This window comes from Solibacillus sp., from assembly GCF_040273735.1.
In the GTDB taxonomy this organism is placed as follows: domain Bacteria; phylum Bacillota; class Bacilli; order Bacillales_A; family Planococcaceae; genus Solibacillus.
In genome coordinates this window covers 201553-217955 of record NZ_JBELZM010000002.1, presented here as the reverse complement: position 1 = coordinate 217955, position 16403 = coordinate 201553, and the positions used below count along the sequence as shown (strand labels likewise).

At 39.0% G+C, this 16403-nt stretch carries 14 protein-coding genes; 3 read left to right on the top strand and 11 right to left on the bottom strand.

Annotation, left to right across the window (positions count from 1 at the left end):
- The 8 genes from ABS917_RS03195 to ABS917_RS03160 all read right to left on the bottom strand — a co-directional run bounded on the left by ABS917_RS03195 (nt 1) and on the right by ABS917_RS03160 (nt 9159).
- On the bottom strand, nt 1-951 hold the full coding sequence (locus tag ABS917_RS03195; protein ID WP_350477642.1) for an oligopeptide/dipeptide ABC transporter ATP-binding protein: 951 nt from the start codon (nt 949-951) through the stop codon (nt 1-3).
- Complete coding sequence (locus ABS917_RS03190) at nt 944-1990, bottom strand: ABC transporter ATP-binding protein (protein WP_350477641.1); 1047 nt, start codon at nt 1988-1990, stop codon at nt 944-946. Before ABS917_RS03190 ends, ABS917_RS03195 begins: the two co-directional genes overlap by 8 nt.
- A 15-nt stretch (nt 1991-2005) precedes the next feature.
- Nucleotides 2006-2992: an ABC transporter permease gene (locus ABS917_RS03185; RefSeq protein ID WP_350477640.1), complete on the bottom strand. Its 987-nt coding sequence runs from the start codon at nt 2990-2992 to the stop codon at nt 2006-2008.
- Entirely contained in the window at nt 2992-3936 is a 945-nt protein-coding gene (locus tag ABS917_RS03180) for an ABC transporter permease (RefSeq protein ID WP_350477639.1), read from the bottom strand. Before ABS917_RS03180 ends, ABS917_RS03185 begins: the two co-directional genes overlap by 1 nt.
- 151 nt (nt 3937-4087) lie before the next feature.
- The gene (locus tag ABS917_RS03175) at nt 4088-5902 is read right to left on the bottom strand and encodes a peptide ABC transporter substrate-binding protein (RefSeq protein WP_483316044.1); all 1815 of its coding nucleotides are present in this window, start codon (nt 5900-5902) and stop codon (nt 4088-4090) included.
- Between the two features lie 18 nt (nt 5903-5920).
- Nucleotides 5921-7006: a dipeptide epimerase gene (locus ABS917_RS03170; protein ID WP_350477637.1), complete on the bottom strand. Its 1086-nt coding sequence runs from the start codon at nt 7004-7006 to the stop codon at nt 5921-5923.
- A 13-nt stretch (nt 7007-7019) separates the two neighbouring features.
- Nucleotides 7020-7814: a M55 family metallopeptidase gene (locus ABS917_RS03165; RefSeq protein WP_350477636.1), complete on the bottom strand. Its 795-nt coding sequence runs from the start codon at nt 7812-7814 to the stop codon at nt 7020-7022.
- Nucleotides 7815-8112: 298 nt separating this feature from the next.
- Nucleotides 8113-9159 (bottom strand): DmpA family aminopeptidase, encoded by a 1047-nt coding sequence (locus tag ABS917_RS03160; protein WP_350477635.1) that lies wholly within the window; start codon nt 9157-9159, stop codon nt 8113-8115.
- A gap of 542 nt (nt 9160-9701) precedes the next feature.
- On the opposite strand from ABS917_RS03160, the gene ABS917_RS03155 reads away from it, so the two are divergent.
- The 3 genes from ABS917_RS03155 (at nt 9702) to ABS917_RS03145 (ending at nt 12884) form a co-directional block, all read left to right on the top strand.
- Entirely contained in the window at nt 9702-10193 is a 492-nt protein-coding gene (locus tag ABS917_RS03155) for a 23S rRNA methyltransferase (RefSeq protein ID WP_350477634.1), read from the top strand.
- Nucleotides 10194-10298: 105 nt separating this feature from the next.
- Nucleotides 10299-10499, top strand: coding sequence for a CsbD family protein (locus ABS917_RS03150; RefSeq protein WP_350477633.1), 201 nt, complete (start codon nt 10299-10301; stop codon nt 10497-10499).
- A 201-nt stretch (nt 10500-10700) separates the two neighbouring features.
- A complete protein-coding gene (locus tag ABS917_RS03145; RefSeq protein WP_350477632.1) occupies nt 10701-12884 on the top strand; it encodes an EAL domain-containing protein in 2184 nt (727 codons plus the stop codon).
- Nucleotides 12885-12908: 24 nt separating this feature from the next.
- On the opposite strand, the gene ABS917_RS03140 is transcribed toward ABS917_RS03145, so the two are convergent.
- From ABS917_RS03140 to tkt, 3 genes are all read right to left on the bottom strand, one after another.
- Nucleotides 12909-13556 (bottom strand): alpha/beta hydrolase, encoded by a 648-nt coding sequence (locus ABS917_RS03140; protein ID WP_350477631.1) that lies wholly within the window; start codon nt 13554-13556, stop codon nt 12909-12911.
- Nucleotides 13557-13569: 13 nt separating this feature from the next.
- Nucleotides 13570-14133 carry a DNA helicase gene (locus ABS917_RS03135; RefSeq protein WP_350477630.1) on the bottom strand — a complete coding sequence of 188 codons (564 nt, stop codon included), beginning with the start codon at nt 14131-14133 and terminating at the stop codon, nt 13570-13572.
- A gap of 230 nt (nt 14134-14363) precedes the next feature.
- The gene (gene tkt / locus ABS917_RS03130; RefSeq protein ID WP_350477629.1) at nt 14364-16358 is read right to left on the bottom strand and encodes a transketolase; all 1995 of its coding nucleotides are present in this window, start codon (nt 16356-16358) and stop codon (nt 14364-14366) included.
- Nucleotides 16359-16403 lie beyond the last annotated feature (45 nt).

Here is a 16403-nt window from a genome sequence, read left to right as displayed (position 1 = left end):
CTACACTCCACTTCCGGCAAGCACCGCCCGATACTGTGCCTGCTCTTCTTGATTGGCCAATACGAAATGTCCTTCTTCAATTTCAACAAATTCAGGTGGATCCATTTCATACTGATGGACAGTCGGATCATACACTTGCAGCTTTTTTCTTCGCTCTTTTAACGGATTTGGTTCTGGAACCGCTGCCAGCAATGCTTTCGTGTAAGGATGCAGCGGATTGTTGAACAGCTTTTCCGTTTCACCCAGTTCAACAATTTTCCCCTTATAAATGACCGCTGTACGATCTGTAATAAAGCGGACAATCGAAAGGTCATGAGCGATAAATAAATACGTTAACTCACGATGTTCCTGTAAGTTTGACAATAAGTTCAATACTTGAGCACGAATCGAAACGTCCAGTGCAGATATCGGTTCATCCGCTACGATAAATTCCGGTTCCATGACAAGTGCTCTGGCAATGCCGATCCTTTGACGCTGCCCGCCTGAAAACTCATGAGGGAAACGTGAAGCAAATTCCGGCAGCAGTCCGACTTCCAGTAATGCTTTTTTTACTTTATCGATCCGCTCCTGTTCATTGCTGTACCTTTTATTGTTGATCAGGCCTTCCGATACAATATAGTCAACCTTTGCCCGTTCATTTAAAGATGCGCCCGGGTCCTGGAAAATCATTTGAATCTTTTGTGTGATTTCGCGGTCCCATGTACTGGAAATGCGGCCATTTATCGGTTTTCCATGGAACAGAATTTCTCCGTTTGTTATCGGGTTAATACGCATAATCGCCCGGCCGATCGTCGTTTTTCCTGAACCGGATTCCCCTACAAGCCCGAATGTTTCACCTTTATATATGTCGAAGCTCACGTTCTCTACCGCTTTGAACTGTTTTTTGCCTTGCCCGAAAACGATATCAATATTTTTTACTTCAATCAGTTTTTCTTCATTTATTTTAGTCATTTGCATATTGTCTCCCTTCTGCGAAAAAGGCTTGCAACACTTCAGGAGGTTCTACTTTCGGTGCTTTTGGATCAAGCAGCCATGTACGTGCATAATGAGTATCTGTCACTTTGAAAAAAGGTGGACGTTCAACAAAGTCGATTTTCAATGCATACTGGTTCCTAGGCGCAAACGCATCCCCTTTAATTTCTTTAAACAAATTCGGCGGCGTTCCTTTGATGGAATATAATTCTTCACCCTTATTTCCCAATTGAGGGAGTGAAGAAATCAAGGCCCATGTATACGGATGTTTCGCGTCGAAAAACACTTCCTCAGTTTGTCCAACTTCAATAATATCCCCTGCATACATTACCGCAATTCTGTCCGCGACTTTTGCAACGACACCTAAGTCATGCGTAATATAAATTGTAGACAGCAAATACTTCTCCTGCAAATTTGTTAACAGCTGAAGGATTTGCGCCTGTATCGTTACATCCAGTGCGGTTGTCGGCTCATCACATATTAGGATTTGCGGGTTGCAGGCAACAGCAATCGCAATCACGATTCGCTGACGCATCCCTCCGGAAAATTCATGCGGGTATTGCTTATAGCGGCGTGCAACATCATGAATCCCAACATCACGCAGCAGCTGCAATGTCTTTTCATATGCTTCGTTCCCTTTTAATCCTTGGTGCAGCACGACACTTTCTTCGATCTGTTTTCCGATTGTTTTCAGCGGATTAAGCGATGTCATCGGGTCTTGTGTTACCATGGCGATTTTTTTGCCGCGAACTTTCAGCCAATCCGCCTCTGTTTTAAATTTCGATAAATCATGCCCGTCAAAGTGGATTTGTCCATCCGCAATATAGCCGTTTTTATCAAGCAGGCCCATGATCGATTTTACTAACACTGATTTCCCTGAACCGGATTCCCCAACGATTGCAAGACTTTCCCCTTTATATAAATCGAGCGAAATATCACGGATAGCCGTCAATGTTTGTCCACGCAGTTTAAATTTTATGACTAGATTTTCGATGGATAATATTTTTTCCTGTTCCACATAACGCCCTCCTCTTTAAACGTGATTTTTCGGATCTGCCGCATCTGCAAATGCATTCCCGATAATATAAAAGGCAATCGTAATGACACTTAGCACGATACTTGGGAAAATAAGCTGATAACGTAAATCCGGTGACATCATCAGTACCCGTCCTTCATTGATCAAGTTTCCTAATGATGGCTCACTAACCGGCAGTCCAAGGCCGATATATGTTAAAAATACTTCCGCTCCAATTGCAGCCGGCACTGCTAAACTCATACGCAGCATAATAACCGAAATTAAATATGGGAGCAGGTTTTTCAAGATAATTTTATAGCCGGGCGTTCCTAATGTTTTCGATGCTAGATTGTACTCACGGTCGCGCAGAATGACAATCTGATTTCGCAGGAACCGCGCCATTTCAACCCAGCCAGTTATACACATGGCAATAATGATCGTCGATATGCCAGGTCGTAAAATATACGCCATTAAAATCAGCACAATCGTTGTCGGAATATTATCCACTATGTTGTATAACTGAGTGATCGGTACCTCGAGTTTTCTCGAATAGCCCCATAAAGCCCCAACTGTAAAACCGATAAGAACTTCGATAATCGCTACAGCAAATCCGATAAATAAGGATGTTCTTGTCCCTTCCCAAATTCGGGACCATAAATCCTGACCGATGGAGTTTGTCCCAAAAATATATTCATCATTTGGAGCCACATTCCGGTCCTGCATTCCTGTGTCCGGATTTAAATAAATCTGAGTCGGCGATTTCTGATCTGGTAAATAAGGTTGGACAAATGTAAATGCAATCAAAACGATGACAAAGACAAGCAAAAATACAGCAATTTTATTTTTACTAAAGGAGCGGAAGGTCGAACGCCAATAAGAGTAATTGGAATAAGCTGTTTCTTCCGCTTTTGCATCATCGACAGCGGCAAAGTCAAACATATGATCATGCAGCTGTTCTGTTGATTTTTCCGAAATATTCTGAATCTCTTTCGTGAAAATTCCCATTAGCGTACACTGTCCCCTTTCCCTAGTTTAATTCGAGGGTCAACAATTGCCATCAGTAAATCCCCTAAAATTAACCCAATGATCCCAAGTGAAGAAAATACAAGCACTAAACCTTGGACGACATTGTTATCCTGACGTTGAATCGCATCTACGAGCAATCCACCCATACCTGGAATCGAAAATAATGATTCAATGTAAATCGAACCGGTAATCGTAAATAAAATTGTAGCAGGTAAATATTGCGCCATTGGTATGAAGGCATTTCTCATCACATGGCGGAACATAATCGTACGCTCTGTAACACCTTTTGCACGTGCCAGCTTAATATAATCCTTATTCAGCTCATCCACCATATAGCGTCGCATCCACATCGCATAAGAAGCAATCGGACCAAGTGCCAAACAGATTAACGGTAATATAAAACTCCGTGCATTGTATTCATCAAACAGCATCGGCAAGTTGAACCATTCCGAAATATACATTTGAATCATGAGGAAATACACCATCGCCGGTACTGCTACTACAATAACGATATAGCCTGTGCCGAGCCTGTCGAGCCAGCGTCCTTTAAACTGGGCCATTAAAATGCCCAACGGTACACCAACTAGTAAAGAGAGCGCTACAGCCCCTAATCCAAACAATATAGAATACATCATTTTATCCTGAATAATATCAAGTACTGGTACATCTGTACGGTATGTAATCGATTTTCCTAAGTCGCCTTGAATGAGGTCAACGTAGAAGTTTTTAAGTTGGACTAACAACGGATCCCGTAAGCCAAGATTTGTTAAATAGATTTCCTGTTGTTCAGGCGACATTTTTTCTGCTGCTGCGCCTAAATACCCTTCATCAGGCATTAATCTTAACAGTGAGAAAACTATTGTAATGATGATAAATAACGTCAATATGGATTGCGCGAATCGTTTCGCAATATACTTTAACAAACACGTTCCCTCCTCAGTAATTCCTCGGCGTAATGACTTCCCGTGTCTTATTTGCCCCTAGCGCCAAGCGAATGAAGTATATAAAAGCAGAAAGGAGATGCAGAAACATCCTGTCATCTCCTAATCTACCTCCATTTAAAATGCCTACGTATTAATTAGAAGTGTTTGCTAATGCTTCCGCACGTTCTTTTTCCCATGCTTCTTTAGCAGACTTGAATTCTTCATTACTCATTGGCTTATCTAGGATAGACTGACCTTTAAACTTCTCGGATGTAACACCAAATGGCGAATATTGTGATTCAAACGGATTTAATTTTGAAGCAGTATAACCACCGCCGCCTACAGCGTACGGAATAACAAATGCTTCCTCAATTAAAAATGCCTCTGCCTTCGCAAATAGCTCATAACGTACTGCCGGATCTACTTCTGCCTTTGCAGCTTCGACTAGCTTGTTATATTCACTGTTATAACCTTCTGCCATTTCCGGTTTATTATAAGTTCCGCCTTCTGAAAATGGATCTGTATATGTTGACGGATCAGCAAAGTCCGGACCCCAGTTTGCTTCAAGCATCGAAAACTTACCAGGGCGACGTACTTCACCAAGGAATCCTGTCGCAGGGCCTGCATATAGTTCCACATCGATGTAATCTGTACCTAAAAGGTTTTCTAGTTGCTGTTCCACTACTTGTGAACGGTTTGCCCATTCTGGTGAACCAGAGTTGTATGGTAATAATACCTTTACAGGGAATGTTGCTTTACCGGCTAGTGCAGCCAATGCCGCCTCTTTATGTTCAAGAGCTAAGTCTTTGTTAAATGAGTCTGTTTCTGTAATTGCTTTTAATGGCTCTAGCATTGTGTAATCTACACCTTCAACATCCACAAAGTTCTTCGGTGTAATTGTATTTGACAATAAATCTTGCGGATTGTACGGCTCGATTGTTAACATCGCTGATACACGATCAAGCGCATGATAAAGCGATTTGCGGAAATCTTTATTGTTTACTGCCACTTTCCAGTTTTCAGGCTCATACTCTGCATCATATTGCGGATCAAAGTTTAATGCATAGAAGTATGTGTAGAAGTTATTTGTGTTTTGGCGTACTAAATCTTTTTTGTCGTCACTGTTTAGCCATTCATCCAAAATGGATGTCGGAATTAATGCCCCATCAATCTCGTCACGTAAGAACAGTTCAGGTGCAACTGTTGCTGCTTCTTTATTGTACTTATAGCGGATACGGTCGATTTTTACTGTTTCTTTATCCCAGTAAGCGTCGTTTTTCACAAGTACACGCTCATTCTGAGGTTCGAATTTATCTAAAATATATGCGCCATTATATAAAATATTCTCGCGAGTCGTTCCGAACGTATCGCCTTTTTCAGCTAAGAATTCCCCGTTCACCGGGAAGAAACATACATAGTTCAGCATCGATAAAAAATATGGCGTCGGAGCTTCCAATGTATATTCAAGCGTTGTTTCATCAATCGCTTTAATACCTACTTGCGAGAAATCCGTTACTTCCCCGTTATAGAAGGCATCACCGTTTTTCACGACTGTTGCAATCCACGCTGTCGAAGATTCGTTTTTCGCATCAAGCACATAATTTAAACCGTCTACAAAGTCCTGTGCTACAACATTTTCCACATCTTTACCTTCATGATCTACCCACTTTACATCATCACGAAGTTTGAATGTCCATACAGTCGCGTCTTCATTGGATTCCCAGCTTTCAGCCAATCCAGGTTTAACGACTCCGTATTGGTCATATTCAATTAATCCTTCTACCAAATTTGCCGATAATGCAAATTCATTTGTTTCCGCTGTTTTTAAATAGTTCAGCGTTTTAATTTCACCGGAATACACTGTTCGATATTCCGATGTTTCACCAGAATCCGATGAATCACCACAAGCTGCCAGTACGAGTACAAACATACAAAGTAACGCTAACAAAGATTTTTTCAAAGTCATTTCCCCCATTTCTCTATTCTATCTGGCTAAGTAAGTCTCTATTAATAACCCGATACCGGGAGCATCGGTCATCTGAATATTCTCCCCTTCGAAAATCGGCCCCCCTTCAATTGGATCTTCACTGCACAAACTCGGTCCATCTAAATCGACCATAGTGACATTTTTGCTGGCTGCTGCAAAATGCGCAGCTGCACTGACACTAATTTTTGTTTCAAGCATACAGCCAATCATACAAGCGACACCATTTGCCTCTGCAATGTGGTTAATTTGTTGAGCTTTTGAAATACCCCCTGTTTTCATCAGCTTAATATTTATTAAATCCGCGGCCCGCTTTTCAATGACCTCGATCGCTTGCTTTGGAGAAAATACACTTTCATCAGCCAAAATATTTGTATACGTATTACTTGTTACATATTGCATGCCCTTCACATCACTATAGTGTACAGGCTGTTCAACGAGTTCGATATCAGCCCCTTTATCTTCAAGCTCTCCAATGATTTTTACAGCTTCTTTTGCTGTCCATCCTTGATTGGCATCAACTCTTAATGTAATAGCAGGTCCTACTGCTTTTCGAATTGCCATAACCCGTTCAACATCTTCTACCGGATTTTTCCCGACTTTTACTTTTAAAATGGAAAAGCCACGTTTAACAGCTACTAAACTGTCTTTCACCATTTCATCCGTTCCATTCACACTAATAGTAATGTCCGTTGTAATGTTCTTTCTGTAGCCCCCTAGCAATTTATAAAGGGGAGCATTGTATTGTTTCGCCCATAAATCATAAAGCGCAATTTCGACCGCCGCTTTAGCACTCGTATTCTGGTAGAGACACGTATCGACCTTTTGACAAAGCAGTGCAATTTCATCAATTTCAATTCCGATAATCGATGGTGCTATCACTTCTTCTATTGCATAGCTGATTGATGAAAGTGTCTCTCCTGTAATGACATGGGTAGGCGCAGCTTCACCAATTCCAATTAGCCCGTTGTCTGTATAAATAAAGACGGCGGTATTTCGTATACTATGTACTGTGCGTAGCGCTGTTTTAAACGGAGTAATAAGAGGTGCCTCGACAAGACCCACCTCAACCTTTGATATTTTCATAGATTCACCTGCTTTAAGTTAAAAATTGTAACAGTCTTAACACTTCAAAATAATCGGTCGTTTCGAACTGGACTGTATTATGCGGTTTAAATATTGCGCCTGGATAAAACGAATTTCGGTATGCTTTAATATGATCCTTGTAAATAATTTCTACCGTAAAGTGTTTCGGCAATTCAATTTGAAGTTTTGTTCGTTCAATCTTCATTGCCTGTTCTATAAGATGTTTCGTCTGTTTTAATGTCGTTTGCGGACTTACACTGATTGTTGCATGACCGACTCCCTCTTTTGTCGCGAATGTGACGATTTGGTCATTGTAACGGGCGATATGTTCTGTCAATGCCAAATCTCCGCTAACAAAAGCAACCGGTACCTCATGGAGGGATGCTGCATATGTATTTATTAAAAATTCACTAGCATATTCCCCGTTAATTTTGACATCCGCCAATAAGCTCAATGTATGTGCCAGCGGGTTCTTCTCACTGCCGCCTTCACTGTGATAGCCAATAAAAATCGCCCGGTCAAAACTGCTGTCCAATCCCGCAACCATGCACATTGGCTCCTGCGTCCAGCCGCGCATGATTCTTACATTTTCCGGCAGGTTTTCTATAAGAATATTTCGCCCGGAATCATGTGCATCTTTCAATAAAATTTCAGTAGCACCACCTGCAAATGCTCCTTCAATTGCGGCAAGCACTTCTTTTGTCATTTGTTTTTGAAACTGGGCGTAATCCGGAGCGCTCAGTTCGGTTTCACTCCAGACCGTTGTGCCTGTTATCCCCTCGATATCCGCACTTATATATACTTTCATTTATTACGATTCTCCTTTAATTTTTTATTTATTCATCAGTATAGAATAACATTTTGGAAGATTTAGATTTTTCAGTCTTTTATTTATAATCTATAAAATACCATACTTATTTCGATTGTGGAAGTTTTTTCTAATAGTTTTCTAAATAAAATTATAAAATTATAAAGGGCTAAAACCTTAGTTAAATAGCATTTTTCAAAACATATTATCCCCATTGATATTATATTTTCATAAGAAAAAAGCCTTCTACATAGATATTATGTAAAAGACTCAATAAGCTTCATAACGTAAAAATACATTATTCGACAAAATTATATTTTTGGACTTTGTGATTATTTCTTCCCGTTGTAGTTGTAGCTTGTGACAAAGAATTCAGGATTGCTTCTTCTGTCGCTTCGGCAGCTGCCATAAATAATGAGTTCATGACTTCATGATCTTCTCTAATCTGCCGGCGACTTTCCAGTTCACCATCGAACTGATGTTGTACTGTACGAGCTGTTGTAAAACCGATGACAATATCTCCGCTTCCATGGGAATAATGGCTGCCTGTTCTCCCTAATCCTATTCCGCAGCGTTTTATAACTCGTTTTAGCTGGCGGCTGCTTAATGGGGCATCTGTCGCCATTACAATAATAATAGAGCCGTCTGTAGGGCTAATTGTTGATTCTCTGTTGTCAGCCGTAACCTTATACCGGTCTGTCAAAAATTCGCTCGCCTTTCCAAAGTTACTCAATACGAGGCATCCGACAGTATATTTTTGACCTGTCCGTTCTTCAACGATGCGTGAAGAGCTGCCAATTCCTCCTTTATAGCCGAAGCAGACCATACCTCTTCCTGCTCCGACAGCTCCCTCTTCTATAACATCTGTTTTAGCTTGCTGTATTGCTTCTATTGCATGTTCAGGTTTTACCGGAAAATGGCGGATGGAGTTTAAATGGCTATCATTGCATTCTCCGACAACAATATTAACTGTACCAGTCGTAATTCCTATCTCTTCGTTCTGTTCAAGTAAATATTGGAGTGTCCCTTGTGATACATTTGGTACCCCAAATGTATTAGTTAGCATAATTGGCGACTCGATTACACCAAGTTCATCCACTTGAACAAGACCACTTGTTTTTCCGAAGCCGTTTAATATATAGCTGGCTGCTGTCACCTTTTCCCGGAAAAGATTGCCCTGATGTGGTAAAACAGCCGTTACTCCGGTACAGGCAGCATCACCTGAATCATTTAACGGATAATCCAATGTTACATGCCCGACACTTACACCTTCAATATCGGTAATACAGTTTTTATCCCCTGGAGGCAATTGCCCAATCGATATACCCAATTCACGTACTTTCATTGTCTGTTCTCCTTTAGTTGTTTATGTAGTTAGTTTCATCGTAAACAACTTTTTCCAAAAAGAAAACAGAAAAAAAGACACGTCCTCCCAGCAGGTCGCATCTTTTTCAGCATAAGAAATAAATTTATGTTCCATTCATACTTCTCACTGCTCACGCAAAACTATATTTCCAGAATTCCTCTTGTCCAGCGATCAACAAAGCTCTCAAAAGTAATGCCATATTTGTTATACACTTCATGATAAACAAAGTAAATTCCAAGTTTGTCTAGCAATTCATCATTAATCCGCAATAAAATCACTCACTTTCGATTTTTTAGATGATGGACTTTTCAGCGCCAAGCGATTCGTATCTATGTCTAATCATACCCAGAGTTGCGAACGTTATTCATGAACAAACAATGCAAACAATTTCAGAAAAGAATATCTTTAAACAACAAATTAACGGACTGTTACAATTCTTTCACAATTTGTTTCAAAATCGGTGCGAATCTTTTACCACAATTTAGTAAGATGAATGAAATGACAGCATTGGAGGGATTCTAATGAGGAGATTTAGTTTAATATTATTTACTGTAATTTTATTGGCTGGATGTGGTGAGACGGTAGCGGATTTAAAAGAGGCGGCAGCAGGTATTAATTCAAAGGCAAATGAAGCTGCTTCAGCTATTTCAATCGATGTCCATTCCATTCGAGCTACTGAAATCAAATTCGACAATCATACTTTTACTATTAACGACTTATTTAAAACTATATTACGCGATGTTCAATGGGATTATGACGACAGCGGTAAAACACAGCAGTTAAAAATCACAGGTAATTGGCAAGATAACGGTTTATTCGCCCAGCATTCATTTTCAGGGAACCAAAGAGAACAGTTAAAAGAAAATGGCGAAGTAGAAATAATCCTTTCATTTAACAGTGGCACAATGGATGAGACAAAAACAAAAGTATCCATGAAAATGGATGGTCAAATACTTATAAAAGAAGAGGGTCAGGAAATTCTTCATCACTTGTATAATGCCTACATACATTAATTATTTTCATTATTTTTGCTTTAATCCGGCTTTTCTATCCAAATTGTTTAGTATTCATACACTGAGGGAATAGAATTACCATCTAAACTTTTAGGAGGTCATATTATGTCAAATGGATTTACAGATAAACTAAAAGGTGCAGGAAACAAAATTAAAGGTGAAGTAAAAGAAGAAATCGGTAAAAATACAAATGATCCATCTTTACAATTGGATGGTCAGCGCGATCAGCTAAAAGGAGAAGCACAGGAAAGAGTTGCTGATGTTAAAGATAAAATTACAACTAAAATCGACGAATATCGAAAATAAGGTTAACAGAAACTAGTAAATTCCATATTTACTGGTTTCTTTTTTTTGCGCTAAAATAGTTAATGAAATCTATTTTTCACCAAGTTCTTTAGTCTCAATTATAAGGAATATTTTTATATTAATATAATCTCACTTTAAATTTATAGGAATTTTGTTATACTTTAGTTAAAATACACACTACTTTTTAAAGGGGAAGTTAGAATGACCATTGATCAATTTATACCCCTATCAAAAGACCGATTATTTAATTGGCTAAAAACCTTAAGTAACCAGCTTTCGAAAGGATCGCTCATCATTGATATTAATGAGGCAAATTTACCTATTTTACATGCTAATTCACCTTTTTTAAAATTCACATCTTTCGAAATGAATGAATTGCTCCATCAAAATATCAATATTTTGAATGGACATAGAACCAATGAAATATCTATTGAAGAATTTAATTTACATTTAAAATCAGGTGTAGCAAAAAAATTTACGATTTTGCATTATACGAAAGAAGGATCGGCTTTTTGGAACTCGGTTACACTGCATCCGATTCGAAATGAAGACAAAGTGATTCAGTATATTTTATTAACTTGCGAAGATACAACGGAAGCAGAGTTAAATAAAATGGTTTATAAACTGGAGCATGAAGTTTATGAAGCGATTGATCATGAAGATAACCTGCAGTCGATTTTAAATTTAATTACCGAGAAAATTGAACTTTTCTATATTCGCGATGTCTACTGTGCCATTCACATTTTTGATGAAAATTTTGAAATTAAATCGGTAGGCACACATTCATTGCCATTGGAAATTATTAATGAACTTAATATATTGGAAATTACTCCTAATACTAGCCTGAATTCGAACGCAGTTTATTTAAAGGACTTTGCTCAAAAAGATCAACATCTAGATCTTTTTAAACATTGGCATCTTAATTTTGTTCAAGGCTCATGGACAAAGCCGATTTTAACTCCTCAAAATGAAGTTAGCGGCATTTTGACCCTGTTCAATCAGGATACGACAGAGTTAAAGCAAATCGATATTAATTACTTAAATCGATTGGCTTTACTGATTCAATTGGCAATAAAATATGCTGAACAAAAAATTGAGCTTAGTAGACTTGCCTTTTTTGATGTTGAAACAAATTTACCAAACCTCCATTACTTCAAATCTGAATTATCAGAATGGATTAATGTTGGCAACTCGGGATTGGTTGCAATCTTACATCCTACTGAATTTAATAAAGTCGTTGATTTATACGGAAGAAACGCCGGAGCCGATTTACTCCGACAAGTGGCAGATCGTATGCAAATATATATCCCGAAAAGTGATTCACTGATTGCACGATTTTCAAATTCACTCATATTCGGAAAAGTTGACGAAAATGAGTGCTTCCTTGCCTATAATCAGCCTCTTGAATCAATAACACAATTACCTTATATTATCGATGGTAAAGAAATCTATATTACATTAAAAATTGGTTATACGGTCTTTAATCAGTCGATGACAGTCGAGCAGAGCATTCACCAGGCTGATATCGCCTTATCCAATGCACAGAAGCGAACTGGGACGAGCTATGCTGTATATGAAGACAATAGTACGAAACAATTGACGGAAGAAATGGATATCCTCAATCAATTGGCCTATGGGCTTCAACATGAAGAATTCGAAGTTTATTTGCAGCCTAAGATTAACTTCCAGACAATCGAAGTGGAAGGTTTTGAAGCACTCTCTCGTTGGAATTCGAGCAAACTTGGTTTTATTTCACCGGTAAAATATATCCCGATCGCTGAACAAACCGGAAAAATTAAAGCGATTGATTTACTGAATTTTAAGCAGATCCTTGTCTGGCTTCAAAATCGTATAAATGAGAACAAAAAGATTTTACCAATTGCGCTCAATATTTCTCCGGACCATTTTTACGATCCGGATTTCCTTCAAAATATAAGAGATATATTTTACCAATATAATGTTCCCCCGGAATATATAAAACTGGAAGTAACGGAAAGCATAGAGTTGGTGGACTTTAAAAATGCAAAAGAGATTCTGAATCAACTAAGATTTATGGGCATTGAATGTTCAATCGACGATTTTGGAATTGGTTTTTCTTCATTAAGTTATTTACCGCAGCTGCCCTTTTCTGAAATCAAAATTGACCGGAGCTTTGTCAGTGCAATGAATGAACCCGGGATGTATGCAATCGTGCAAACAATCATCCAATTGGCTAAAAACATTCAAATGCGTCCCATTGCCGAAGGAATTGAAACTGAAGAACAACTGGCAATGCTTCAACAACTTGGCTGTCCTGCTGGTCAAGGCTATTATTTCTATAAACCGATGTCCATTACCGAAGCAGAACAATTGCTGGACACGAAAAAAACAGCTGGCGGGAAGTAAATCACCTTCCGTCAGCTGTTTTCTTTAGTTTAAATTGTCCGGTAAATCTTTTGATAAGAATGCGATTAAATCGTGTAGATTTTGCTCACTCACTCCATGGCCTACCGGATAAGTTCTGAATGTTACGTCCGTATCATAGTCACTGAAAAAACGAACGGCATGTTCTGCCCATTCAATCGGAAAATCATAATCATATTCTCCGTGAGAAATAAAGATTTTTGATTTATCCATCGTTTTTTTGCTGTACTCAAGCGCAGCAAATTCCGGTAAATAACCGCTTAATGCTGCTGTTCCACGAATGGCATTGCCCATCACCATTGCAAGTGACTGTGCCATCGCTGCCCCTTGGTTGAAACCAACAACATAAATTTGCTGTTCATCCAAATTGAATTCCCAAATGGCTTCTTTAATAAATAATTCAATACCTTTCAGCACTTTATCAAAGATGGCGCGATTCGGCTTGCCCTCTTCTTCAAATGTATAAAATGCAAAGCCGGGACGATGTTTAATCGGTCCTTGCAAACTAAAAATATGACAATTTGTTGAAAACGAATCAACAAGTTGCAGTAAATCGTTTTCATCGCTCCCTAAACCATGCAGCAAGAATATCGCAGGTTGCTTATCTGCCTCGACTTTAGGTGCTTTGTGTAAATAAATAAATGGTGTGTTCATTTTAAATCTCCTTTTAAGAAAGCGTCATTTTATTGACAAGCTGGTCCGTGTAATAAGCCATATAGCCATCCAGCATTTTGATTGTTTCTTCAATATCGCCTTCTGTTAAAATATTTGCATTTTTTGCACAGGCAACCGTTAAAAAATCAATACGGAATGCATGCTCTACGGATGCATACGCATAATCGTATATCACATCTTCATCTTCTACCTTTAATGCTTCATATTGCTGATGGAATGCTTTCTTGTAATCGTCCATTTTCTCTCCGACACTATTGCGGATTTGCATTTGCTGTGCCATCAATTCATTTTCAATATAAGAAACGGCTGGCACTTTTCCTGAACTGAATGTCTCCCGAACAAGATCTGTCCATGCCATTTTATTTTCCACGTAATACGCAATATTTAACATTAATCGATCATAAAAATCAGTCGTTGACGTGGAGGAAGCTCTTTTTTCATCGATATTTTTTTGAAGCATTGTTTGGAATTTTTCAAGGTCTGCTTTATTCGATAAGAAATAAAGTGTCTGTTCGATATATGTAGTAATTTCTTTTTGCTTATTTTCTGCTGTCATTATTCATCCACATCCTTCATCTGATACTTCCATATTTCTTTATTATCGTACCATTCCTTCAGGAAAATCGCACGTTATCCAATTATTTGTATGGGCATATTGTATCTGAATTTGCTCTTTTTGCCAAAGCTTTTTTCTTGTCATTCTAAACGATTGGCCCGCCTCTGAATGATCTATAAATGAAAAAATGCCACTTGCCATAGTAGACAAGTGACATTTTGAGCTTCGAACTAAAGTGCTTTTACTTTCGCAACTACATTTTCTACTGTGAAGCCGTATTCTTTTAACACAATTTTCTCTGGAGCCGATGCACCAAATTTATCGATCGCCAATACATCGCCCTCAAAACCAACATATTTATGCCAGCCAAGTGATGCTCCCATTTCAATTGCTAAACGCTTCGTCACAGCTTTAGGTAATACAGATTCTTTGTATTCTTTCGACTGTTTTTCAAAGCGGTCCATTGATGGCATTGATACAACAGATGCGTCAATTCCTTCTGCTAGCAATGCTTTTTTCGCTTCTACTGCCAAGCCAACTTCAGAACCTGTTGCAATTAACAGGACATCCGGAGTTTCTTTAGATGAAGCTGAAACAACATAAGCGCCTTTTTCAACACCATCGTATACTGTCTCTGTTGCAACATCTAATACCGGCAAGTTTTGACGGGATAATACTAATACAGTTGGCGTTGATTTGCTCTCTACAGCTAATTTCCATGCTGCTACAGATTCATTTGCATCAGCAGGACGGATCACTGATAGATTCGGGATTGCACGTAATGATGCTAAATGCTCGATTGGCTCATGTGTAGGACCATCTTCCCCTACTGCAATTGAGTCATGTGTAAACACATATGTTACAGGCAAACCCATTAATGCAGATAAACGAATTGCTGGGCGTACATAGTCAGAGAACACAAAGAAAGTACCGCCAAATACGTTTAAACCGCCATGTAATGCCATACCATTCAGCGCAGCACCCATTGCAAATTCACGAACACCAAACCAAATATTACGGCCTTCCGGAGTTTCAGCAAAGAAATCGCCAGCGCCTTTAATTGTTGTTTTGTTTGATCCTGCTAAGTCAGCAGAACCACCGAAGAATGATGGTGTTGTTTTTGCAATTGCATTGATTGCATCACCAGATGATGAACGAGTAGCTACTGCAGTACCTGCTTCATATACAGGTAATTCAGAAGCAAAATTCTCCGGTAATTTGTTATCCATTGCGTTTACAAATTGTGCAGCCAGTTCCGGATATTCGTTTTTGTAGCTTTCGAATAATTCGTTCCATGCTGCTTCTGCTTGTACACCTTGCACTTCGCTTGCCGCTTTAAATGTATCGTATACTTCAGTTGGAACGAAGAATGGCTCATGTTCCCAAGCGTATGCAGCTTTTGTTAAAGTAACTTCATCAAACCCTAGTGGCGCACCATGTGAATCAGCTTTACCAGATTTGTTAGGAGAACCAAAACCGATGACAGTTTTCACTTCGATTACAGTTGGGCCGCCAGTATTTTGCTTCGCTTTTTCAATAGCTGAATTAATTTCCGCGATATCTGTACCGTCTGCAACTTTTAAATAGTTCCAGCCGTAAGATTCGAAACGTTTTTGGATGTTTTCAGAGAATGACTTTTCTAAATCACCATCAAGTGAAATGTCATTTGAATCATATAGTACAATTAATTTATCCAATTTTAAGTGACCTGCAAGAGAAATTGCTTCTGCAGCAACACCTTCCATTAAATCTCCGTCACCGCAAAGAGCAAATGTATAGTGGTCTACAATGTCTTTACCTGGCTTGTTGTATGTTGCTGCCAAGTGACGTTCAGCCATAGCCATACCTACTGACATTGCAATACCTTGTCCTAATGGACCAGTTGTCGCTTCTACACCAACTGTATGACCATATTCAGGATGTCCCGGTGTTTTTGAATTCCATTGACGGAAGTTTTTGATCTCTTCCATCTCTAAACCGTAGCCGCCTAGATGCAATAAACTATATAAAAGCATGGAACCATGTCCAGCTGATAGTACAAAACGGTCGCGATTATACCAATTAGGATTTTGTGGATTGTGACGTAATTGCTTCGTCCACAATGTATAGGCCATAGGTGCAGCACCCATTGGTAAACCTGGGTGACCCGAATTTGCTTTTTCGATTGCGTCAATTGATAGTGTACGGATTGCGTTAATTGCTAACTGATCCATCTGTTGTGTCATTATGTGACATCCTTTCCTCGTACGATATTTATACATTTTATAGTG